The sequence below is a fragment of the Paenibacillus sp. FSL L8-0158 genome (genome assembly GCF_038592965.1).
Taxonomy (GTDB): domain Bacteria; phylum Bacillota; class Bacilli; order Paenibacillales; family Paenibacillaceae; genus Paenibacillus; species Paenibacillus polymyxa_D.
In genome coordinates, this window is the sequence record NZ_CP151949.1 from 2,914,146 (window position 1) to 2,939,151 (window position 25,006).

Consider the following 25,006-nt stretch of genomic DNA (forward strand, 5'->3'; position numbering starts at 1 on the left):
ATGACTGGTATCTTTTGGTGGGTCGTGTTTCCCTATCTCACCTTGACAGTGATGATCTTTGGCTTGCTCTATCGGTTTGCTTTTCGTCAGGTTAGCTGGATGGCACCTTCCACGGAGATTTTTGAAAAAAGATGGCTTAGAATCGGTTCGACTGTGTTCCATTACGGGATCATTTTCGCGTTTGTTGGCCATATCATGGGTGTGTTGATCCCGCGCAGTGTTTATCATTTCTTCGGCATATCCGATGAGACCTATCATATATTTGCGATCGCAGGGGGTGGTTTTGCCGGTCTGATGGTCGTCATCGGTCTGGTTCTTCTGCTTATGCGCAAAATCCTTAACCGCCGGGTAAGGGCCCATGCGGGTTTTGGCGATTATTTTGCAGTGATTTTAGTCCTGATCATCGCAGCCATCGGAACCTATATGACCATCGTGTATAATACGACTGTGGTGACCTATGAATACCGTACGACCATTGGGCCTTGGTTTCGCAGCCTATTCACCTTCAATCCGCAATACGGGTTGATGGCCATGGTTCCTTTCGTGTTTCAACTTCACATCATCCTGGCGTTTCTTCTGTTCGCTTCCATTCCGTTTACCCATCTGGTCCATATGTTTTCTTTTCCCGCACGTTATCCGGCAAGAGCTCCGCAGCAGTACCGTTCCAGAAACAGTTACCGGAAACGGGAGAGAACCTGATTTCTATTTTGATATGGACGAAAATTTCTGATGACAATAATAGCTGTTCATGAAGAGCATCTCTGCTTAACCAATGAGAAACTGATTGAAAAATATGCTTCCGCTTTTGGAAAACCAGCTTTATCCGTGCATTCTCTGAGACATTCATTTGCAACCCGTTATCACTTAGAGAACAATAATGTGCCAAGATTGAAAAACAACCTTTATTGTTGGTGGCGATCAAATTAAGATTGAAGCTCTAGGAGAAAAAAACATAGGACTTTTCGACACTTCTATGTTTATATGGGTAGACGCATCTTTTAAAACAAAAATCGATTTAAAACGATCTGAGGACTCTAGTTTTTAGACCACTAAGACAGTTTTAAACCCCCTGCAAAAAAACAGGGGGTTTCTCGACAGCCTGAAAGTCGCCATTAATGGCGACTTTTTCTATAGTAATGGATTCAGAATGATGGTTTGCGTCTAAGGAGACTTCTTTTATGGAATACATAGATAAGGTTGTACAATGATATAAAATTCCCCACTTGTAAGAGGTGATTTCAGTTTCATCATTGATCAAACGACCAAAGTGATGAGCTTATAGCGGGGGAGGTTTATCAGTAGATGAACAGAAGAAAATGATCCAAACAGTCATATAATTACGTAAAATACTGTTTTGACGTAATTAATGCCGGCGGCGACTTTGTATTATGTAAGCCGCGAATAAGAGTATGCGTGAAAATGCGGAAATGGACTCGCGCGGGGATGCTGCAAAATCCGATGTTTGAGCGGTATATTATATAAGCATCTTGACGTTTTTTATCGAACTTGGACTCAGAAATCAAAGTGAGATTTCCACGAATGTCACCAAGCTTCAGTGGGATTATATCCGAAATCCTCTAGCCTTGTATTGATTCCAAACATGAACAAAAACCGATACTTCTTACCGCATGATCTACATGAGCTTGTTAGAAAGGTGGTTATCGTGCATATCATCGAGTTTCTATTATCTAATAAAAGATTAGAAGAGCCGTTCACATGCAAATACGGCTGTAAATTGCCTAACTTCTCAGAGGTTAATTGGAATATTTGGAACATAAAAGTCGAGATAAAAGATTTTTCAGCTTTAAAGTAGCTCAGCACTCAAAAAGAGAAGATAAAAACTGAATATATATTCCTAAGAGAATATTGTAATTTTGATCTATTAACAAAGATATCCTCAAGTGTTAGACAAAAAACTTTCAAAAATGATGAGCTTCTAACGATGACTAAAGAAGATTTGCAATTTAGTTCTCAGTTTAACTTCGAACTTAATCCAGCCAATAAAATGCTTTTCCAATCAATTAATTGATATATTAGGAAAAAACTTCTTGAAAATCATTCTCATTGTATTAAACAGTTATGGAATTTATTAAAATCAGAATCTCAAAAAATTTCCAGTTATGTATCCATACGCTTTTGCTTACGTACATTGGAGAAAAATAGCTAGTGAGTAATACTCCTGCTTTTAGTAAGGCTAACCCCTATAATTCTCCTTTGAGCTATGTGTGCACGAATTAGCATTCTTGGGCGCAGGCAGTGGAAGTGAGTTTTAACGATGAGGAAGTCCAAATTATTGGTAGAGCGCTTATCAGTCACAAAAAAGATATTGAACGTGCTTTTAATTAAGATAAAATTAATGCTACTGATAAAGAGGCTTTTTTGAAAAATGGGAAGCCACCGAGAAAATACTTACGAAAAGGTGAGGCCTATATTCTTGATGCTTTTGCTTAAGGGTAAGTAATAAAGATGTTCCACAGAATTGACCGGTTGAGTCGATCAGCTGGATCTGCCCTAATAGAGGTAGCCAAACATAAAGGAGTTTTCAGTGATGAACAAAAATGATCAAATCCTTCAAGAAATTCTCAAAGCATCAATGAAAAACACATCAACAAAGAGGTAAAACCAAGACCCCGACTCCTCATTGTCTAATAAAGTGCTGGTCGCCAAACTAACCACTTATTAGATACATAGTTGGGTTCTTTTTTTGCAGTTACTGTATTAAAAACATTATGCTTTGAATCTTTCAACTACAAAAAGATTATAGCATTGCCTATTCCAATTGAAAACATAAGCAAAAAGTACGTGATAATCGTAGGAAAATCTATATATGTGATAAGAAAAATAAATCTAAGACAGCCTATTTAGTTCGAAAAATGGTAAGAAAAAAATTTGCGCCTAACTTTTTAAGGGGAAATTTTCAACTCGACAAAAGTCCTTCATAATTTCATCATGTTTAGAACGAAAATATCGTAATAAAGCTGTGAAGGTACGAAAATGACGTAATAAAATACAAGAAAAAAGTAAGAAAATCTTTAAAAATATTCAGGTTCGTGAGAGATTATTAATCAAAAAAATTTGAACACTACGATAAATTCGTAATAAAATTTTAAGAAAGTACGAATAAATTGTAATGAAAATTAATGAAGTACGAGTATTGGGTAATAAAACTTAAATGGTACGAAGAAAGAGTGATAATTTTCTCCCATATAATTCTTTTAAATTTTATTTAAAATGTTTTTAAACTCTAATGGTTGAAAAAGTACGATATTATCGTAATAAAAAATTACAAAACTTAAAATTGTAATAAAAATGGAATGAGTACGAACATATAGTAATAAAAACTAGCAGCTGCTGATGAAAGTAAAGCTAGACAGATCTCTTATGTAATTCCTTCTAAATAACCGTCTAATTCGAAGATATGGTCAAAATAATGCATCCTAATTTTAGATGTGGTATATTCGTCAATCCACAGAGTTCAAAAGAACCTAAAATGCCTAAAAAGCGAGCTTCTCAACAAAGTATTTAATTGAGAAGCTAAGAGCTCATTGGGTAAATCTTGTTTAAAACAAACAGAGTACGCTGAGATGCTTGACTTGTCCAACCAAGGATATCTCAACTAAAAAAGATGCTAAAATAAATGAATTATGAGTTTTTTACATATCCTAATAATTTGCTTTTATGCAGATCAGATTCATAAATAATTGCCTAAATGCGTCTATAAAGACCGCCAAGATGCTTGCTTTATTCAAATAACGAATTCATGAGTCTGTTTATCCATTTAGATCGTTCATTTGTTTCATCCTCGTCTTTACGCCATATCCGTCTTTGAGATAAACGACATCTCCTCCCTTAACCCCCTGGTCCACTACTAACCTCGGAACATCTTGTGTCTTTCCTTTGATCTCAATGACCGCCATACCATTCCTCAAACCAATCGACTATTCCTTTCAGTTTTTAATTCTCCTTTATTAAGGCATAAATGAGGTTTTACCTTGCCCGTGTACACCGTCTTTCTCCACGACTAATCGACATCGACCGTAAAACCTTTGGATACACGAGATTGGTTGACCGATGCCGTCCGTCACGGAGGTGTGACAGTCACCTTATCGTTAGGGGCAGGCTTTGGATTATCAATATCCGCTTCGACTGTCATTTCTTGTACCTCTGCAGAAGAAGGGGGAGAGGGGGGCGCTGCAGCGGGAGTAGTGGCTTCCGTGGGAACTTCCGGAATCACTTTTCCGGTTGACCAGGGGATGCACATTGAATTTTACAGTTTCACCGTCCGAAAGGGCGACGATGCTGCCGTCAGTATCAGTTCTGAATACATTATCCCCAAACGTCTTCAAACGGTCCAGGACAGTTCTTGGCGGGTATGCAAAGTTATTACCTGTATAACCGCGTAGGAGGTAGATAAGGCCTTGAGGAACGCGTTGAACTTGATGAACTGGAGCCATGGGACGCCAATAAAACGTAAAAAAGGAATAATATATTCTTGTTTTATTGTGTAAATAAGTCAAGGAGGGATTTTAAATTCAATGCTATTACGATGAAAACGATAGAGAAAGAAAGAATTAATAGATTAATCATTTTAAATGAGCAGGCCGGGTTCATGTTCTGATCGTGAGGTACTAGGCGCTCTTTTATTAGTGTTGCACAAATGAAATTATTTTTTTATTTGACATTATATTGAATACATTTGCACTAGATGGTATATTTTTTTTACCTTGATAATGATCAGGATGATAGGGAAGAAGTAGCAACTTAAGAAGTGACAAAAATAATAATTTCCAATTTATTGAATACACTAATTAACCTAATTATGGACACTACAAGATGTTAGGGAGGATGTAATAGGGCTATCACACTAGCGATTTGGACTAAACACGGAAAATGTAACAATTGAAGTTGAAACCCTCCCATAGAGGCTGTATAAAGTCTCAGGCAGACACGATATCACGATCTGCACTATCTATGCCAACCGTTCACCCGCAGGGACAAAAAAATGATCGGTATGTTCGTCAGCGCTGTCCCCGCCCATATTCGGATTGATCCCGAGAAGGAGCTTTTTGACTTCCTGAAACGGGTAGCTTTCGAGCATTTGTCTCATCTCCGGCATCAATGGTATCCTTACAATCAGCTGGTTTAAGAGCTCCGCGCCGCAGGCTCCACCAAAGACACGTATAGACTGTTCGATATGTCGATCCAATACCGAACGTTGGCGGCGATCCACTTCGGCGAATATGCGCGGCTGGATAACCTGCAATCGTTGTGCGCCGGCCATACCGTCATCGATTTTGATCTGCAACTGGCCGAAAATTTGACGCTGAACCAGATGAGCTTGCTGTTCAATTACCGAATTGGCCTGTTCGACGAAACGGAGGTCAGACGCATAGTTGACAAGTATATGACGATTGCCCGTCAACTGATATCGCAGCCGAATTAAATCATCGGTAGGCTGTCGCTGCTCAGCGAATCCGAGGAAAAAGGCTCGATGGATTTCAAAAGACTGTTGTGTCGTTTCCCACGGAGAGGGAAAGGCTGGACGATTCGAAGGCGCAAATTTTAGTCATTCAGGACCATTTGCAGGAGCGTGCAGCGTTTGGAGGCACTGTGATTCTGTTGAATACGCTTTCCTGCCTGGACGATGAACGGAATCCGGAGTCATCCGCCGGCCCGGAACATTTTGCGTATGTGATTTACACCTCGGGTTCAACCGGAAAACCGAAAGGTACTCTGATCGACATCGGCATGTGGGGCGCCTGTTATTCAACAGCCAGAATCGTTTCAATTTTCACGCCGCCGACACATGGACCCTGTTCCATTCAATTGTGAACCCGGGGAAACGGGGAATTTCCTAGAACCAAAAGAGGCGGAGGAGAAAAATAAAGATAAAACCTAATAATCTGAAAGTATAACCAGTGTCTGGAGCCATACGATATCCGGCTAATGCTCGCACAGTATCCTGAACAATGCTGCCTAAACTGTACAACGGTGGGATTACTTTGCCTTTATTCTTAGGATGTCCTTTATCTTTAGTGTCAAAGAAATTTTTCAGAAATCCGATGAATTCTATCGCAAATTGTTCAGTTACAATCCTGCTGGCGTATTCAATGTCGTCGGTTACTTCGATCCCATTGCTAACCATAATTTTTATAAAACATGTTCTTTCCAAGCTGGATAACGCAACCCTTCAATTGCAAAACAGTTTTAGATATGTGATCAAATCAGAAAGTAAAAAAAGAATGCACCAAGAAGCAAGCAACTACGCATAGAATTTTTAAGCCGTCTGAGTAAGAAGAAATGGCTCATGTCCATTTTTGAAATCCTGAATGATTCGAAGGAAGAAGAGTCATGAAGCTAATTGCTCGGCTTTTATCCACGAGTGAGCTGAAAGAACAGTGCACGCATATCCAACTCCTTGCCAAAGGCAGTCATTATTGGGACTACTTTTTACCAATATCAATTTTTCTGAGGAGAGAGACGTATGACTCAAAACAATATTCAATTGTTTGCATTAAGCCAGCCACAGCAACGAATTTGGTACACAGAGCTTGTGTATCCTAGTCGCAACACGTCCACAATTATTGCCACTGTTAAAATCAAGGGAACGGTTCGCATAGATGCATTGCAGCAGGCAATGAACCGGGTGATTGCACAAAATGATTCTTTTCGTATTAAAATCACGGTTCGGGACGGCATTCCCTATCAATATGTGGAGCCGTTTGCTGCTCAAAGCATAGAAGCCCTTCAGTTTACCCAGGAGGAGGCTGAGCTATGGGTGAGCCATCATAACGCACAGCCGTTCCCCTTACTGGATTCGCAGCTATATCGATTTGTTATTTTGCAGCTGGGCGAAGAAGATACCTGGTTTAGCTTTAAGATGCATCATATTATTTCTGACGGCTTTACCATGGAAAAGGCAATTAATGAAATTACCGGAAATTATATGAATATTGTTCATGGTACAGGTTCAGATACGCCGCCCCCGGCGAACTCATATCTCGATTTTATTCAGACGGAACAAAGCTATGAGCAATCAGAACGCTATCATAAGGATAAGAAGTACTGGACGGAGAAATTTACCGATTTGCCGGAGGTTACAGGTTTAAAATCATACAACCCGCTCACGGTGAGCACGGCTGCACGACGGGAGATTCATACACTGGAGCACGAATTATATCGGGGTGTCACGGCTTTTTGCGAGGCGCATAACATCAGTGTTTTTACATTTTTCCTGGCTGCTCTGTATATTTATTTACATAAAACGACAGGTGAACAAGATTTAACTGTAGGTACATTGTATGCCAACCGTACGTTAAAGAAGGAAAAAAATACGATGGGGATGTTCGTCAGCACCGTGGCTACGCGCCTGCGGGTTGAGCCGGAATCCGAGCTGCTCACCTTCTTGCAAGGTGTGGGCAGGGAGCAGGCGTCCATTTTGAGGCATCAGCGTTATCCGTACAACAAAGTTATTCAGGATTTGCGTGAACATCAAAGCAGTACGGACATTCGGCGCTTGTTTGGCGTTACCATTCAGTACCGTACGCTGAGCTTCTCCCGTTTTGATGAAGCCGTTCAGCAGGTGGATGCCGATTTCTGCGGAGATACGGTGAACGACTTTGATATTGCCATGATAGACATGCTGGATGACGATAAGCTTATACTACAACTGGATTATCGGATCGAGCTGTTCAGCGAGCAGGAGATTGCCCGGATTATTCAGCAATTCCTGAATGTGGCAGATCATATGGTGAAAGGACCACAGAAGCGGATTCAGGAGTTGTCACTGATGAGTGACGAAGAGCGAGCGCAAATTGTGGATGTATTTAATGCGACAGCAGTGCCCTATCCCCAAGATGTGGGGATTCATGAGTTATTCGAGGAACAGGTAGAACGTATACCGGATCAGACAGCAGTTATGTTTGGAAATCAGAGACTGACTTATCGGGAGCTGAATGAACGGGCCAACTCATTGGCACGAATGCTTCAATTACATGGAGTAGGACCTGACAAGCTGGTCGGCTTGATGATGCAGCGCTCAGTTGAAATGGTCGTCGGTCTCTTGGCCGTTCTAAAAGCAGGCGGTGCTTATGTACCGATCGATCCCAAATTTCCGTCAACTCGTATTAAATACATGCTGGAAGACAGCGATGTCACAGTGCTTCTGACCAGTCGTGATTTGGCAGAAGAGCACCAATGCAACGCCAATACCCTGTTTTTAGAGGATGCAGAATTGTATCTGGGAGAAAGTGGAAACCTGGGGGCGATTGCCCGCCCAGAGCATTTGGCTTATGTCATCTATACATCAGGAACGACTGGAAAACCGAAAGGCGTTATGGTTGAGCATCATTCAGTCCTGAATCGGATTTTGTGGATGCATAACCGCTACGGCTTGAGTGCGGAGGATACGATCCTGCAAAAGACCACCTTCACCTTCGACGTGTCGGTGTGGGAGCTGTTCTGGTGGTCGATGGTCGGTTCGAAGGTAAGCTTGCTGTCGGTCGGCGGGGAAAAGAATCCAGAGGAGATCGTCGATACGATTGCCCTCGACGGAGTCACCACGATGCACTTCGTGCCAGCCATGCTGCATGCGTTCCTGGAGTATGTGGAGCAGCAGCCACGGGAAGTGATGCAGGCGAAGCTGGGCACGTTGCGCCACGTATTTGCCAGCGGAGAAGCGTTGCCGCCGCAACATGTGGCGCGGTTCCAACGGCTCGTGTCGAGCTTGGGTGGAGCGAAGCTGATCAACCTGTATGGTCCGACGGAAGCGACGGTGGACGTAACGTACTTTGATTGCGAGCCAGGAGAGGACTATGCGGTTATCCCGATCGGGAAACCGATTCAGAACATCCGTCTGTACATCGTGAAGGAAGGCACGGAGCAATTGCAGCCGATCGGGGTTATAGGCGAGCTGTGCATCGGCGGTGTAGGCGTAGCCCGTGGATATCTGAACCGTCCGGAATTAACGGCGGAGAAATTCGTCGCCGATCCATTTGCCGGTGGCGAATCAGGCTATGAGCGGATGTACCGTACAGGAGATTTGGCGAGATGGATGCCGGACGGGAAAATCGAATATTTGGGCCGGATTGACCATCAAGTGAAAATCCGGGGCTACCGGATCGAACTGGACGAGGTCGAATCGCATCTGCTAAAAGTGGAGTCTGTACGAGAAGCCGTAGTCATGGCACATGCGGGTGAAACGGGGCAAAAACAAATGGTGGCGTATTATGTCGCCGAGCAAGAGCTCGGAGCTAGCGAACTGAGAAGTGAGCTAGGCCGGGATCTGCCAAGCTATATGGTGCCGTCGTATTTTATACAGCTGGAGCAGATGCCGCTGAGTCCAAACGGCAAAATCGACCGCAAGGCATTGCCGGCACCGGAAGGCAGCTTGCAAAGCGGGGCCGACTATGCCGAGCCGCGCACCGCGCCGGAACGGGCTATGGTAGCGGTCTGGCAGGCCGTACTTGGCGTACAGACGGTCGGTATTCTGGACAATTTCTTTGACCTAGGGGGCGATTCGATTAAAGCGATTCAAATCGCATCCCGTGTTTTCCAGACTGGCTACAAGCTGGATATGAAGGATTTGTTCCGGTATCCAACAATCGCTGGGCTGGCACCGCATATGCACGAAGTCAGCCGCGTAGCAGATCAAGGAGAAGTGAGCGGGGAAACGGCGCTGCTTCCGATCCAGCACTGGTTCTTTGCTCAGGAGCGCGAGCGTCCGCAGCACTTTAACCAGGCGGTTATGCTCTATCGCGCCACAGGCTTTGATGAAACGGTGGTTCGCCAGGCAATGGATCACATCGTGAAGCATCACGATGCGCTGCGTACAGTTTTCCATCCGGGTGCCTCCGGTTACTCGGCTTGGACACGCCGTGTAGAGGAAGGCACGTTGTATACGCTGGAAACTGTGGACTACCGTGAACGGGCGACCTATGCGGCGGCGCTGGAAGCGAAAGCAACGGAGATCCAAAGCAGCATCGACCTGTCCGCAGGACCATTAGTCAAGCTCGGATTGTTCCGCACAACCGGGGGCGATCATCTGCTGATAGCCATTCACCATTTGGTAATGGACGGGGTGTCGTGGCGGATTCTGTTTGAGGATTTCGCTACAGGCTACGAGCAAGCGATGAAGGGTAAGCCCGTACGTTTGCCTTATAAAACGGATTCCTTCCAAACGTGGGCGCGCGAGTTGACGGCTTACACTCATCGTTCTGCGGCTGCATCGGATGCGTCCTATTGGGAGCAGGTAGAGCAGGCCAAAGCCACGATTGCTCCGCTGCCTAAGGATTTTGTCTATGAAGGCTCCTTGAATGCCGACAGTGAAGTGCTGATGGTGGAGTGGAGCGAGGATGAAACCCGGCAGTTATTGAAGCAGGCCCATCGCGCCTACAACACCGAGGTCAATGATTTGCTGCTGACTGCGCTGGGGCTGGCACTGCATAACTGGACAGGTGCAGGACAGGTTCTGGTGAACCTGGAGGGCCATGGCCGGGAAGCCATTCTGCCAGAGGTGGATATCACGCGTACGATCGGCTGGTTTACGAGCTTGTATCCGGTACAGCTAGAGACAGGCAAGGGCATGACCCTGGCACAGCGGATTAAAGAAACGAAGGAAGGTCTGCGCCGGATTCCGCACAAAGGGTTAACGTATGGAACGTGGCGCTACTTGTCCCATGCGTCTGCATCGGATGAAGCGCGCATGATTGCAGCAGAACCGGAAGTCAGCTTTAACTATTTAGGTCAGATCGATCAAGATCTGCAATACAGCGGAATCACGTTGTCACCCTACGGTGTAGGGGAGACAGATGATGCACATTCACCGCTACAGTACACGCTGGATTTGAACGCGATAATCTCGAAAGGCACGCTGCGCTTGACCATTGCTTACAGCCGTAAGCAGTATCGTAAAGAAACGCTGGAACGCGTGGCGGGACTGCTTCAATCCGCTTTGCAAGAGGTGATTGCGCATTGTGTCGCTCAGGAACAGCCGGAGCTGACCCCGAGTGATGTGTCCTTCAAAGGCCTGACAATTGGGGAGCTGGAGCAAATAGCGGAGCTAGCTGCCCTTACCGGTGAGCTGGAAGATGTATACGCACTGATCCCGATGCAGAAAGGCATGCTCTTTTACAATCTGATGGATTCACAATCAGGAGCGTATTTTGAGCAGGCATCGTTTGCTCTGCAGGGACACCTTAACATCGCTGCGTTTGCGGCAAGTTTGGATATATTGGTGCAGCGGCATACGGCACTGCGCACGAATTTCTACAGCGGCTGGAAGGATGAACCGCTTCAGGTCGTGTACCGGAATAAGCGCAGCGAGCTGTATGTGGAGGATTTGCGGGATATGGAGGAAGTGAAACAATACGATTACATCCTTGAATTTACGCGCAAAGACAAGCAGAGGGGCTTTGATCTAGCGCAGGATGCATTGATGCGTGTCGCTGTTTTGCACACAGGTGAGGATTCGTACCGTTTTGTATGGAGTTTCCATCATATCGTGATGGATGGCTGGTGCTTCCCGCTGGTGACAGGCGAAGTGTTTGCGAGCTATTTTGCGATACTGGCTCATAAGCAGCCGGAGCTGGCACCTGTAACGCCGTACAGTCAATATATCGAATGGCTGGAGCAGCAGGATCGTCAGGCTGCATCCAGTTACTGGAGCAAGGTTCTGGAAGGATATGAGGAGCAGTCCCGCTTGCCACAGACAAAAATTCAGGGCAAAACGGGGTATCAGGCAGAGCGTCTGGACTTTGACCTGGGTGCGGAGCTAACGGCTGGCATTCAGCGAGTAGCCAAACGTTATCAGGTGACTATTAACACGTTGATGCAGACCGTCTGGGGCATTTTGCTGCAAAAATATAACGGCACGGATGATGTCGTGTTTGGCAGTGTAGTATCTGGGCGTCCGGCAGAAATTCCGAATGTGGAACACATCATCGGTCTGTTTATCAATACGATCCCTGTACGCATCAGCACTCAAGAGGGCAGCTTGTTCTCGGACGTGATGAAGCAAAATCAGCAGCAATCCATTGCTTCCCAGGCCTACGATACGTACCCGCTGTATGAAATTCAGAGGTTATCGGAGCTCAAGCAGGATTTGATCAATCATATTCTTATTTTCGAGAATTATCCGGTGGATAAACAAATTGAGCAATTAGGCAACAGCGAACAATCCGGCTTCAGCATTACAGGAGTCGAGTCTGTCGAGCAGACCAACTATGACTTTAACCTGGTGGTGCTGCCGGGGAACACCATTCACATGAGCTTTGGTTACAATGCACTGGCCTTTGAACGTGAAAGTGTAGAGCAAATTCGAGGCCATCTGGTTCAACTACTGAAACAAGTGGCAGCGAACCCGGATATTCGGGTGCATGAGCTGGATATGGTAACCGCGCAGGAGCGTGAGCAAATCGTCGAGGTTTGGGGCAATACGGCGGCCGCGTATCCAAGCGAGCAAACGATGCATGGCCTGTTCGAGGCGCAAGCTGCACAGACACCGGAGCAGGCAGCGTTGTTTTTCGAAGGAGAGCGGCTGAGCTATCGTGAGCTGAATGAACGCGCCAACCGTCTGGCACGTACCTTGCGCAGTCAGGGTGTAACAAAGGATCATCTGGTAGGTCTGATGACTGAGCGTTCGGTAGATATGATCGTGGGTATCTTAGGCATTTTGAAAGCCGGAGGTGCATATGTTCCAATCGATCCGACGTATCCAGAGGAGCGTATCCGCTACATGCTGAACGACTCAGGTGCGGAACTGCTGTTGACGCAAAGCTATCTGGTGGAAAAAGCCGTTTTCGAAGGTCATGTGCTGGTGCTGGATGGAGCACAGACGGTGTATCACGAGGATGGTTCCAACCTGGAGCCGTTGTCCGGTCCGAACGACTTGGCGTATGTGATTTATACGTCCGGTACGACGGGGCAGCCGAAGGGCGTTATGGTAGAACACCGTAATGTCGTGCGTTTGGTGAAAAATACTAATTATGCGCAATTGGATGCCGACACGCGCATTTTACAGACAGGGGCTGTTGTCTTTGACGCGTCCACCTTTGAAATATGGGGTGCGCTATTGAACGGCGGCCAGCTGGTGCTGGTGAGTCAGGATGTCATTTTGGACGCACCCAAGCTTAAGGAAGCTGTTCAAAGCCATGGCATTACGACGATGTGGCTGACCGCTCCGCTCTTTAATCAGCTGTCCCAGCAGGATCTGGAGCTGTTCGAGGGGATACGGGAGCTGCTGGTCGGCGGTGATGTACTGTCCGTACCGCATATTAACCGAGTAATGAAGGCCCATCCGCACCTGCAGATTATTAACGGCTATGGCCCGACCGAAAATACGACCTTTTCCACAACACATGCGATTACTGGCATGCAATCCGAATCGGTGCCGATTGGCCGTCCAATCCATAACTCGACGGTGTATGTCGTGGACCGTTCGATGCAGCTGCAGCCTGTTGGGGCGTGGGGAGAGCTGATCGTCGGCGGTGACGGGGTGGCACGCGGATACCGCAACCGTCCTGACCTGACGGCCGAAAAGTTCATCGACAGTCCGTTCCGCAGCGGAGAACGCTGCTATCGCACAGGGGACCTGGTGCGCTGGAATGCGGACGGGACGCTGGAATACAAGGGACGGATCGACGCCCAGGTGAAAATCCGGGGCTACCGGATCGAGCTAGGCGAGGTGGAAGCGCAGCTGTTGAAGCTGGAGGCTGTGCGAGAAGCCGTCGTAATTGCACGTGAGGATGAGCAGGGGCAAAAGCAGCTCTGCGCCTATGTGGTAACTCATACGGAAGTAGCGGCAAGTGAGCTGCGCAGCGCATTGAGTCAGGAACTGCCGGGCTATATGGTGCCGTCGTATTTTGTGCAGCTGGAGCAATTGCCTCTGACGCCCAATGGTAAGGTGGATCGTCGGGCGTTACCGCAGCCAGAGGGAAGTGTGGACTCCTGCGAGGATTATGTAGCAGCGCGAACCGAAGTGGAGCGGACGCTGGTATCGGTATGGCAATCTGTGCTGGGCATCGAGCAAATTGGTGTATTCGATAACTTTTTCCATCTGGGCGGCGACTCGATCAAGGCCATTCAGGTGTCTTCAAGACTGCTGCAAAACGGCTATAAACTGGAAATGAGGGAACTGTTCCAATATCCGACTATTGCGGAGCTAAATGGGCGGGTACAGCAGGTGAGCCGTGTCTCGGACCAAGGGGAGGTCACGGGTACGGTAGCGTTGACGCCGATTCAGCATTGGTTTATTGAGCAGCAGCCATCCAAGCCAGGACACTATAATCAGGCATTGATGCTGCACCGTGAGGATCGTATGGACGAAACGGCGCTTCGTCAGGCATTGCAACGCATTGTTGAGCATCATGACGCATTGCGTATCGTATTCCGCCAAAATGCAGACGGCGGATTTGAAGCCTGGAACCGTGGCGTGCAAGAAGGGGAACTCTACAGTCTCGAAGTCGTGGACTTTACGAACGAGCCTAATTTTGCTCATGGGCTGGAAGCAAAAGCCAGCGAAATTCAAGGCAGCATCTGCCTGGATGAAGGCCCTTTGGCGAAGCTGGGGCTGTTCCGTTGCCCTGATGGGGATCATTTGCTGGTTGCGATCCACCATTTGGTGGTCGACGGTGTATCTTGGCGCATTTTGCTGGAGGATTTGGCAACCGGCTATGAGCAGGCTTTACGGGGCGAGTCTGTCCGTTTGCCGAATAAGACGGATTCCTTCCGCCTGTGGGCTGGTCAGCTGTCAGCTTATGCGAGCAGCACCGCATTGGAGAAGGAGCGTGCGTACTGGCAACAACTTGAGCAAGCTGGAGCCGCTCAAGCGGCATTGCCGAAGGATTACACTCGCAAATCCGAGACCAAGCATCAGCTACGCGATGACCGTACGCTTACGGTGGCGTGGACGGCCGAAGAGACAGAGCAATTTTTGAAGCAGGCACACCGTGCCTACAATACGGAAGCAAACGACCTGCTGCTGACAGCTCTGGGCACCGCTATTCATGAGTGGGCAGGCACCAGTCAGGTGCTTGTCAATCTGGAGGGCCACGGACGGGAAGCCATTTTGCCGGATATGGATATTACGCGTACAGTTGGTTGGTTTACCAGCCAGTTCCCGGTTGTGCTGGATATGGGAGAGGATCGGAATGTGGGACGGCGTATCAAGAACGTCAAAGAAGGGCTGCGCCGTTTGCCGCTTAAAGGAATTGGATACGGGATATTGAGATATCTTGCTGCTGCTAGGGAAGGGGAACCCTCTTTTGTTGCCGAGCCGGAAATCAGTTTTAACTATCTCGGACAATTCGATCAGGATTTGAAAAATAATGCATTCCGCATGTCTCCGTATTCCATCGGGGCTTCCGTTAGTGATACGTTGACCAAGCGATACGCGCTTGATATCCACGGCATGATCACGGAAAGTGTGCTGGAACTGACGATCAGCTACAGCAGCAAGACATTCATGAAAAAATCAATCAAAAAACTGGCCAATCTGCTTCAGGAAAGCTTGCGCCAGGTCTTGGCCCATTGTGTGGAAAAAGAGCTGCCGGAGCTGACACCAAGCGATCTGTCCTTCCAGGGACTGACGGCCGGAGAGCTGGAGCACATTGTAGAGCAAACCGCTGCTACAGGAGAGCTGGAAAATATTTATTCACTAACGCCGATGCAAAAGGGAATCCTGTTTCACGGCTTGATGGAACCGCAATCCGGAGCCTATTATGAGCAGGCGACATTTGATCTGCAAGGCAGCTTCCAGGTGGATGTTTTTGGCAAAAGCTTGAATCAGCTGGTGGACCGCCATCAAATTTTCAGAACGAACTTTTATAGCGGATGGAATGAGCAACCTTTACAGGTGGTGTACCGCCACAAACTTGCCGGATTCCGTTTTGAAGATGTGCGTTCGATGGAGCAAGAGGAGCTGAACGCGTACATTGCCGATTTTGCAGAGCGCGACAAAGCAGAGGGCTTTGATTTTAGCTCAGGTGAGCTGATGAGAGTATCTATATTACGTAAAGGCGAGGAGTCTTACCGCTTTGTGTGGAGCTTCCATCATATTTTGATGGACGGATGGTGCTTGTTTCTGGTCGTCGGGGAAGCTTTCAATACGTATTTTGCATTGCTCGAAGACCGCAAGCCTGAGCTTGCCCCGGTAACGCCATACAGCGAATATATTGAATGGCTCGAACGGCAGGACAATGCAGAGGCTGAACGGTTCTGGAGTGACTATTTTACTGGCTTTGAACAACAGACGGTGCTACCGCAAGCCAAGCAGTTGGACGGTCACGCCAAGGGATATGAGGCGGACAAGCTTTCGTTTACGCTGAGCCGTGAAGTGACCGAACGAATGAACAAGCTGGTCAATCAGCAGCAGGTGACGGTAAATACACTGCTGCAAGCGGCGTGGGGCGTTGTGCTGCAACGGTATAACCATAGTCCGGACGTTGTATTTGGCAGTGTCGTATCCGGTAGATCAGCGGATATTCCAGGCATCGATAAGATGATTGGTTTGTTTATTAATACCGTTCCAGTACGGATTCATAGCGAAAAAAATGTTACGTTCGCCGGGCTGATGAAGCAGACACAGGAACAGGCGCTGGCTTCCCGTGCCTATGAAACCTATCCGTTATATGAAATTCAGGCCCTGACGAAGCAGAAGCAGGATCTGGTGAACCATATTATGGTGTTTGAGAACTATCCGGTGGAACAGCGTATGGAGCAAATGGGCAGCCATGCCACGAACGGCTTTACCATCGCCAATGCTTCCATGTCGGAGCAAACAAACTATGATTTCAACATTACCATTGTGCCTGGCGATGAAATCGATGTTCATTTGGAATACAATGCGCTGGTGTTTGAACGCGGAACAGTGGAGCAGATCCGTGAGCATTTGCTGCATGTCATAGAGGAAGCGATTTACAGACCGGATGCGCTGGTCGATGAACTTGAGCTGGTGACTGCTGAGGAAAAAGCAAAAATCATCGGCGGTTTTGGTTCAGTCGGCGTGTCTGCGTGGAGTGATGTGAAGGAAGCAGAATTATTGTTCCATGTCTATGTGCAGGAACAGGCACAGCTTGTACCGGACCATGTGGCAGTAGTATACGAGGAGCAACAGCTAACGTACCGCGAGCTGAACGAGCGTGCGAACCAATTGGCTCGCCGATTGCGGAATGAAGGGATTGGACGCGAGTCGGTTGTTGGCATTTTGAGCGAACGTTCGGTGGACATGCTGGTCGGCGTACTGGCGGTATGGAAGGCCGGCGGCGCGTATGTGCCTTTGGATGCTGATTATCCGTCGGAGCGAATCCGCTTTATGCTGGGGGACAGCGGTGCAACGGTGCTGCTGACCCAAACAGGCTTGCAGGAGCGTGCGCAGGTATGGCTGGAGGAAAGCCAGTGGGCTTTAGCGGGAGCAAAATCCGAAGGCCAACTGGAAACGGCGGTTAGCGCTGAAACGTTGGAACAGGATACGTATGCGCTCAGTGGAGACCTGAGCCCTTTAAAATTAGCTTCGCCAACTGACAACGAAGCAGTATCCGAACCTTCGGCTGTACTGCGTCTGCATACGGTGCTGGCACTGGACGATGAGTCGCTGTATACCGGGGATGCTACGGATATCGAACACATCAATGAGCCGCAGGACTTGGCGTATGTGATCTACACCTCGGGCACAACGGGACGTCCGAAGGGGGTCATGATCGAGCATCTCAGCCTGGTGAATACGGCTGCGGCGTATCGCCGGGATTACCGCCTGAGCCAGTTCCCGGTACGGCTGCTGCAACTGGCAAGCTTCTCATTTGACGTGTTTGTCGGCGATATCGCACGGGCGCTCTATAACGGCGGTACGATGATTATCTGCCCGAAAGACGACCGGATTGACCCGAGCCGTCTGTATGGCTGGATTCGCGATTATCAGATTACGGTGTTTGAATCGACCCCGGCCCTGATCGTACCGTTCATGCAGCATGTGCATGAGCACGGACTGGACATGAGCAGTCTGGAACTACTGATCACCAGCTCGGATAGCTGCAGCGTAACGGATTACCAGGTGCTGCAAGAAAGATTTGGCGCTGATATCCGCATTATTAACAGCTACGGTGTCACGGAAGCAGCGATTGACTCCAGCTTCTATGATGAAGAGTTGTCGAAGCTGCCAAGCAGCGGCCATGTGCCGATTGGTCAGGCATGGCTGAATGCCCGCTTCTACATTGTGGACAGCCAGCTAAATCCAGTGCCGATCGGTGTACTTGGCGAGCTGTGCATTGGCGGTGCTGGCGTGGCACGGGGATACCTGAACCGTGCGGACCTGACCGCTGAGAAATTCGTAGCGAACCCGTACGTAACGGGTGAACGACTGTACCGCACAGGCGATTTGGCGCGGTGGATGCCAGACGGCAATGTAGACTTTATTGGCCGGATGGACTACCAAGTCAAAATCCGGGGCTACCGGATCGAGCTGGGTGAGATTGAAACCGCGATCCAGCGGATACCGGGTGTGCGTCAAGCCGTAGTCATCGACCGGACGGATGAACGTGGGCACAAGTATTTGTGTGGATACATCACGGGAGAAACCGAGCTGCAGATCGAGGAAGTACAGGCAGCCCTGGAAGCAGGACTGCCAGCGCACATGGTGCCTGCACGTCTGATGCGACTGGAGACGATCCCGCTGACCAGCAACGGCAAAATCGACCGCAAGGCCTTGCCGGAGCCGGAAGGCAGCATCCATACCGGCGCAGCTTATGTAGCACCGCGTACCACGATCGAGCAGGAATTGGCTACGGTATGGGCCGGGGTGCTCGGCGTGGAAGCGTTAGGCACACAGGATAACTTCTTCGAACTGGGCGGCGATTCGATCAAGGCGCTGCAGGTATCATCTCGCCTGCTACAAGTGGGCTATCGACTGGACATGAAGGATCTGTTCAGCAATCCGACGGTAGCATCGCTTAGTCCTTTGCTTCGTACAGACGGCAAAATCGCCAGTCAGGAAGATGTAACAGGCAAGGTGAAACTGACACCCATTCAACGGTGGTTCTTTGAGCAGCAATCGGTTGATCTGCATCACAGCAACCAGGCGATGATGCTGTATCGAGCTGGACGATTTGATGTAAACGTGCTGCGCCGCACGATGGAACGCATAATCCAGCATCATGATGCATTGCGTACCGTATTCCGTGAGACAGAGCATGGCTTTGAAGCCTGGAACCGCAGTGTGGAGGAAGGCGAGCTGTATGCACTGGACATTGTGAATTTCAGCGGGGTTGAAGATGAATCTGCCGCTGTGGAAGCCAAAGCGGGTGAAATTCAAGCCAGCATTCGGTTGAGCGAAGGACCTTTGGTGAAGCTCGGTTTATTCCAATGCGCCCAAGGTGATCATTTGTTGATCGTTATTCACCATCTGGTTGTGGACGGTGTATCATGGCGTATTTTGCTGGAGGATTTGGCGTCCGGTTATGAACAGGCTGTCGCAGGGAAAACGGGCAAAGCCATTCGATTGCCGCACAAAACAGATTCGTTCCAGACCTGGGCTGAGCATCTGTCAACCTATGCGAACAGCGCGATGATGGAGAGGGAACTTGCTTACTGGCAGCATATCGAACAAGCGGAAGCAAGCCTTGCGAAGCCGTTGCCGAAGGATTACGCAAATGATAAAGCCCTGCTTGGAGACAGTGAGGTAGTAACTGTCCGCTGGACGAAGCAGGAAACGGATCTGCTGCTCAAGCAGGCTCACCGCTCGTATAACACGGAAATGAATGACCTGCTGCTGGCTGCACTCGGCAAAGCCGTATATGAATGGTCAGGATCCGAACGGGTGCTGATCAACCTTGAGGGCCATGGACGGGAGGCCATTTTGCCGGATGTGGATATTACACGGACGATAGGCTGGTTTACGAGCCAGTTCCCGGTTGTACTGAATGGAAGTCTGGGACAAGGCGGAAATACTGCTCGTTTGATCAAACAGGTCAAGGAAGGGCTACGTCATATCCCGCAAAAAGGCATTGGCTACGGTATTTTGCGGTACTTGTCAAATACGGATGCTTTTGTGCAAGCAGGTGTGAAGCTTCAGACAGAGCCAGAGATTAGCTTTAACTATTTGGGACAATTCGATCAGGATTACAAAGGCAATGATCTGCAGCCTTCCTCCTACTCTATCGGTGTGCCTGTCAGCACAAATGCGGCTATGGATTTTGCACTGGATATCAATGGCGTGATCGAGGATGGTGAGCTGATCTTCACTATTCGTTACGGCACAACGCAATTCCGTCATGAAACGATTGCACGGCTAGGAGAGCTGCTGGCAGCCGGCTTACGTGAGGTGATTAGCCATTGTGTTGCCCAGGAAAGAATGGTATTGACGCCAAGTGATGTACTGCTAAATAACGTCACGCTGGACGAGCTGGAGCAATTGGTGGAAGATACGCGAGATATGGGTGAACTGGAAAATGTGTATGCCTTAACGCCGATGCAAAAGGGTATGCTTTTCTACAGCCTGATGGACGCGGATTCGGCGGCTTATTTTGAGCAGGCAACCTTTGAGTTGAACGGACATTTTGATGTAGTAGCTTTCGGTAAAAGCTTTGATCTGCTTGTAGAACGTCATGAGGCACTACGGACGAACTTTATCAGTTCCTGGAAGGATGAGCCTGCGCAAGTCGTCTTTCACAACCGCAGAGGAGCATTGTATTACGAAGATTTGCGCGGACTGGAAAAAGAGGCACGTAAAGCTCATGTTGAAGCTTTTATCCTTGCAGATAAAGCCAAAGGATTCCGCCTGGCAGAGGATGTGCTCATTCGTGTTTCCATTTTACAAACGGGAGATGAAACGTACCACTTTATTTGGAGCTTCCATCACATTTTAATGGATGGCTGGTGCTTGTCCTTTATGACGCAGGAGGTATTTGGCAGCTATTTGGCACTGCGTGCGGGTAAAGAGCCCGTACTGGAGCCTGTTACGCCGTTCAGCTGTTTTATTGAATGGCTGGAGCGCCAGGACCGTGAGGCGTCGCTGCAATACTGGAGTGGATATTTGGCAGACTACGAGCAGCAAATTACACTTCCGCAGCAAAAAACAAAGCCTAAATCCATACAATCCGGGGAATATGTCGGCGGAGAGCTGGAATACGACTTCCAGCCGGAGCTGGTCGCTCAGATTGATCGGGTGGCAAAGCAAAATCAGGTGACGATCAACACATTGATTCAGACGGTATGGGGTGTGCTGATACAAAAATATAACAACAGTACGGATGTCGTATTTGGCAGCGTTGTGTCCGGTCGTCCAGGCGATATTCCGGGTGTGGAGCGCATGATCGGGCTGTTCATTAATACGATCCCAGTACGCGTTCAGTCAGAAAAGGGCGAAGCCTTTGTTGAGCTGATGAAGCGAACACAGCGACAGGCGCTGGTCTCCAATGCCTATGACGCGTTCCCGCTGTATGAAATTCAGGCGCTTACCGAGCAAAAGCAGGATTTAATCAATCATATTATGATATTTGAAAATTATCCGGTGGAGCAGCAGGTAGAGCAGCTCGGAAGCGAAGGACAGGAGCCATTTACAATTTCGAACGTGGTGGCTACAGAGCAAACAAACTACGATCTGAACGTAGTCGTTATGCCGGGAGAAGGCATAAAGATTCGTTTTATGTATAACGAACTCAGTTTTGATCAAACAGGCATTGAGCGTCTGTATGGACATTTTGCGCGTCTGCTGGAGCAAATTTCGCTTAACCCACATGCTCGAATTGAAGAGCTGGAATTGGTCACGGTGGCAGAAAAACAACAGATTACAGTGGCTTTTAATGACAACGTTTGTGCATATCCGTGGAATCAGACGATCCATCAGATGTTTGAGGATCAGGTGGAGTATACGCCGGATCAGGTAGCATTGGTGTTTGGAAATCAGAGTCTGACTTATCGCGAGCTGAATGAGCGCGTGAACCGTTTGGCCCGGACGCTGCGTGCGGAAGGAGTTAACCCGGATCAGTCGGTAGGCATTCTGGTGCAGCGCTCGCTGGAAATGATCGTAGGCATCTATGCGATCCTCAAGGCAGGCGGAGCCTACGTGCCGATCGATCCGGAATACCCTGTGGACCGCATCCGCTTTATGTTGGAGGACTCGGGAGTGGAGCTGGTATTGACGCAAGCTAGTTGGGTGGAGCAAGCGTTGCAGAGCTTTGAGGGCAAGGTGCTGGTGCTGGATCGCGAAGACATTTACCATGAAGATGGCTCAAATTTGGAACCATTGGCAGGCCCACATCATGTAGCCTATGTGATCTATACCTCCGGTTCTACTGGAAAACCGAAGGGTGTAATGGTCGAACACCATTCAGTGATCAATCGGATTCTATGGATGCATGACCGTTATGGCTTGGGTGCTGAGGATACGATTTTGCAAAAGACCACCTTTACATTTGACGTGTCAGTATGGGAGCTGTTCTGGTGGTCCATGGTCGGCTCGAAGGTCAGCCTACTGCCGGTTGGGGGGGAAAAGGATCCAGAGGAGATTGCCGACACGATTGCCCGTGACGGAGTCAGTACGATGCACTTTGTACCTGCGATGTTGCATGCGTTCCTGGATTATGTGGATCGACAGCCACGGGAAGTGATGCAAGCGAAGCTGGGCACACTGCGGCATGTATTTGCAAGTGGTGAAGCATTGCCGCCACAACATGTGGTTCGTTTCCAACGCCTCATATCGAATATCGCCGAAGCGAAGCTAACCAATTTGTATGGACCGACGGAAGCTACCGTGGACGTATCGTACTTCGATTGCGATCCCACCGAAGAATATTCAGTTATTCCGATCGGGAAACCTATTCAAAATATCCGACTGTACATCGTAAAAGAAGGCACGGAGCAGTTGCAGCCTGTGGGTATAGCAGGGGAACTGTGTATTGCCGGCGTGGGCCTGGCGAGGGGATACTTGAATCGGCCAGAGTTGACAGCGGAGAAGTTTGTTCCAAATCCATGGTCGGACGGAGAAAGGATGTACCGAACGGGCGACCTAGCCAGATGGTTGCCAGACGGTAATATTGAATACTTGGGCCGACTTGACCATCAGGTGAAAATTAGAGGTTACCGGGTTGAATTGGGTGAAATTGAAGATCAACTACTTAAGCTGTCTTTAGTACGGGAAGCAACAGTTATTGCGCGGGAAAATGGCATGGGTTCACAGGAACTATGTGCCTATGTGGTTACAGACATGGATGAGCCCCAGTTCACAGCGATCAACTTCAGAGAAGCCTTATCAAAGAAGCTTCCATTGTATATGCTTCCATCCAGTTATGTGCAGTTGGAACGCATGCCGTTGTCAGCAAACGGAAAAATCGATCGCAAGGCACTACCGGAGCCAGACATAGGAGATCTGGCTCGCGCAGAGTATGTCGCTCCTCGCACAGTTACGGAAGAGAAGTTAGTAGAAATATGGCAGCAAGTATTGGGCATTCCGCAAGTTGGTATCACTGACAACTTCTTTGAAATAGGGGGACATTCACTACGGGCAATGATCATGCTGGGCAATATTCAAAAAAAGCTGAAGGTGAAACTCTCGATCAGAGAAACATTTAAGTTCCCTACAATTGAACAGTTATCTCAACTGATATCTGGTATGGAGCCTAAAGAATATATGTCCATTCCGTTTGTTGAGCCCCAGGATTTCTATATCCTTTCTTCAGCCCAAATGAGATTGTATATATTAAATCAGCTGGACGGAGGAGAAGTTGCCTACAATATGCCTATCATCATGTGGATAGAAGGCCCGATAGACGTCTCCCGTTTTGAGGAGGCCTTCTCTAAACTGATACAACGTCACGAATCTCTACGGACTAGCTTTATAAAAGTCAATGGCACACCTGTCCAAAAGATACATGATGAGGTTACGTTCGAAATCGACTATTGCCAAGCGGAAGAATCAGAAATACCCATTTATTTGAATGAATTTTTTCAACCCTTCGATTTAACAAAGGCACCGTTGCTTCGTGTAAAACTTGTTCAAGTTTCTTTTGAACGCTATTTGTTGCTGTATGATATGCATCATATCATCTCGGATGGTGTATCAACGGAGATTCTGCTTCGGGAGCTGACATTGCTATACAATGGGAAAGAATTAAAACCGCTGCGTATTCAGTACAAAGACTATGCGGTATGGCAGCATTCAGAGCTTCAAAATGAAGCTCTGAACAAACAGCAACGATATTGGTTGGAATTGCTTCACGAAGAAACTCCGAAGCTTCAACTTCCGACGAATTTTGCCAGACCCAAAAAACGAACCTTTAAAGGAAATGTGATGAATTTCATCATTGACAAAACAGTAAGCAAACAGCTTGAAGATATGGTCTCTAAAGGTGACTATACCTTGTATATGTTATTACTATCTGCCTATATAGTTTTGTTACACAAGTACTCAGGACAGGAAGATATTATTGTGGGCACACCAGTTGCAGGAAGAACTCATCCTGACTTAGATTCACTGATTGGAATGTTTGTTAATACAATTGTTATAAGGAACCAGCCGGAGAAGGATAAAAAATTTAGCCAGTTACTGAAAGAAGTAAAAGAATCCACGCTGCAAGCATACGAGAATCAAGATTATCCGCTGGATGCAATGATTGAGAAACTAGGAATTCGCAGTGATTTAAGTCGTAATTTGTTGTTTGATACGACATTTGCACTACAGCATAACAGTGACCAGCAATATAATATGCAGTCTCTAACTTTTACTCCGTATGATTATGATCTTAAATACGCAAAATTTGACATTTCTTTGTTAATGAATATTAAAAATGATCAACTGTACGGATCCTTTGAATATTCTACTGAGCTGTTTAAGGAAAGTATGATAAACAAATTTGTCCATGATTTTAAAAATATATTATTTCAACTTTGCGAGAACACAGATATAGTTCTACGCGATATTTCGCTAGATCAGCATGCCTCAGATAACCATGAATTTTTGGAAGAATTATTTGATTTTAACCTTTAAAATTTTTACGCTGAATCTCCTCCTGGATAGATCATA

4 protein-coding genes and 1 pseudogene are annotated in these 25,006 nt (G+C 47.7%); 4 read left to right on the plus strand and 1 reads right to left on the minus strand.

All coding sequences use genetic code 11. The features are described 5' to 3' along the window. Together narI and NSQ68_RS12850 are read left to right on the plus strand one after the other, a co-directional pair. Positions 1–699: a respiratory nitrate reductase subunit gamma gene (gene narI / locus NSQ68_RS12845; RefSeq protein WP_342429040.1), complete on the plus strand. Its 699-nt coding sequence runs from the start codon at positions 1–3 to the stop codon at positions 697–699. A 75-nt stretch (positions 700–774) separates the two neighbouring features. Next, positions 775–903, plus strand: a pseudogene (locus NSQ68_RS12850) (tyrosine recombinase XerS); the annotation flags it as partial. A gap of 4,066 nt (positions 904–4,969) precedes the next feature. On the opposite strand, the gene NSQ68_RS12855 reads toward NSQ68_RS12850, so the two are convergent. Beyond that, complete coding sequence (locus NSQ68_RS12855; protein WP_342426146.1) at positions 4,970–5,422, minus strand: hypothetical protein; 453 nt, start codon at positions 5,420–5,422, stop codon at positions 4,970–4,972. Between the two features lie 89 nt (positions 5,423–5,511). On the opposite strand from NSQ68_RS12855, the gene NSQ68_RS12860 reads away from it, so the two are divergent. Beyond that, on the plus strand, positions 5,512–5,832 hold the full coding sequence (locus tag NSQ68_RS12860; protein WP_342426147.1) for an AMP-binding protein: 321 nt from the start codon (positions 5,512–5,514) through the stop codon (positions 5,830–5,832). A 652-nt stretch (positions 5,833–6,484) separates the two neighbouring features. Beyond that, positions 6,485–24,970, plus strand: a complete 18,486-nt coding sequence (locus NSQ68_RS12865) for a non-ribosomal peptide synthase/polyketide synthase (RefSeq protein ID WP_342426148.1) — start codon at positions 6,485–6,487, stop codon at positions 24,968–24,970. Positions 24,971–25,006 lie beyond the last annotated feature (36 nt).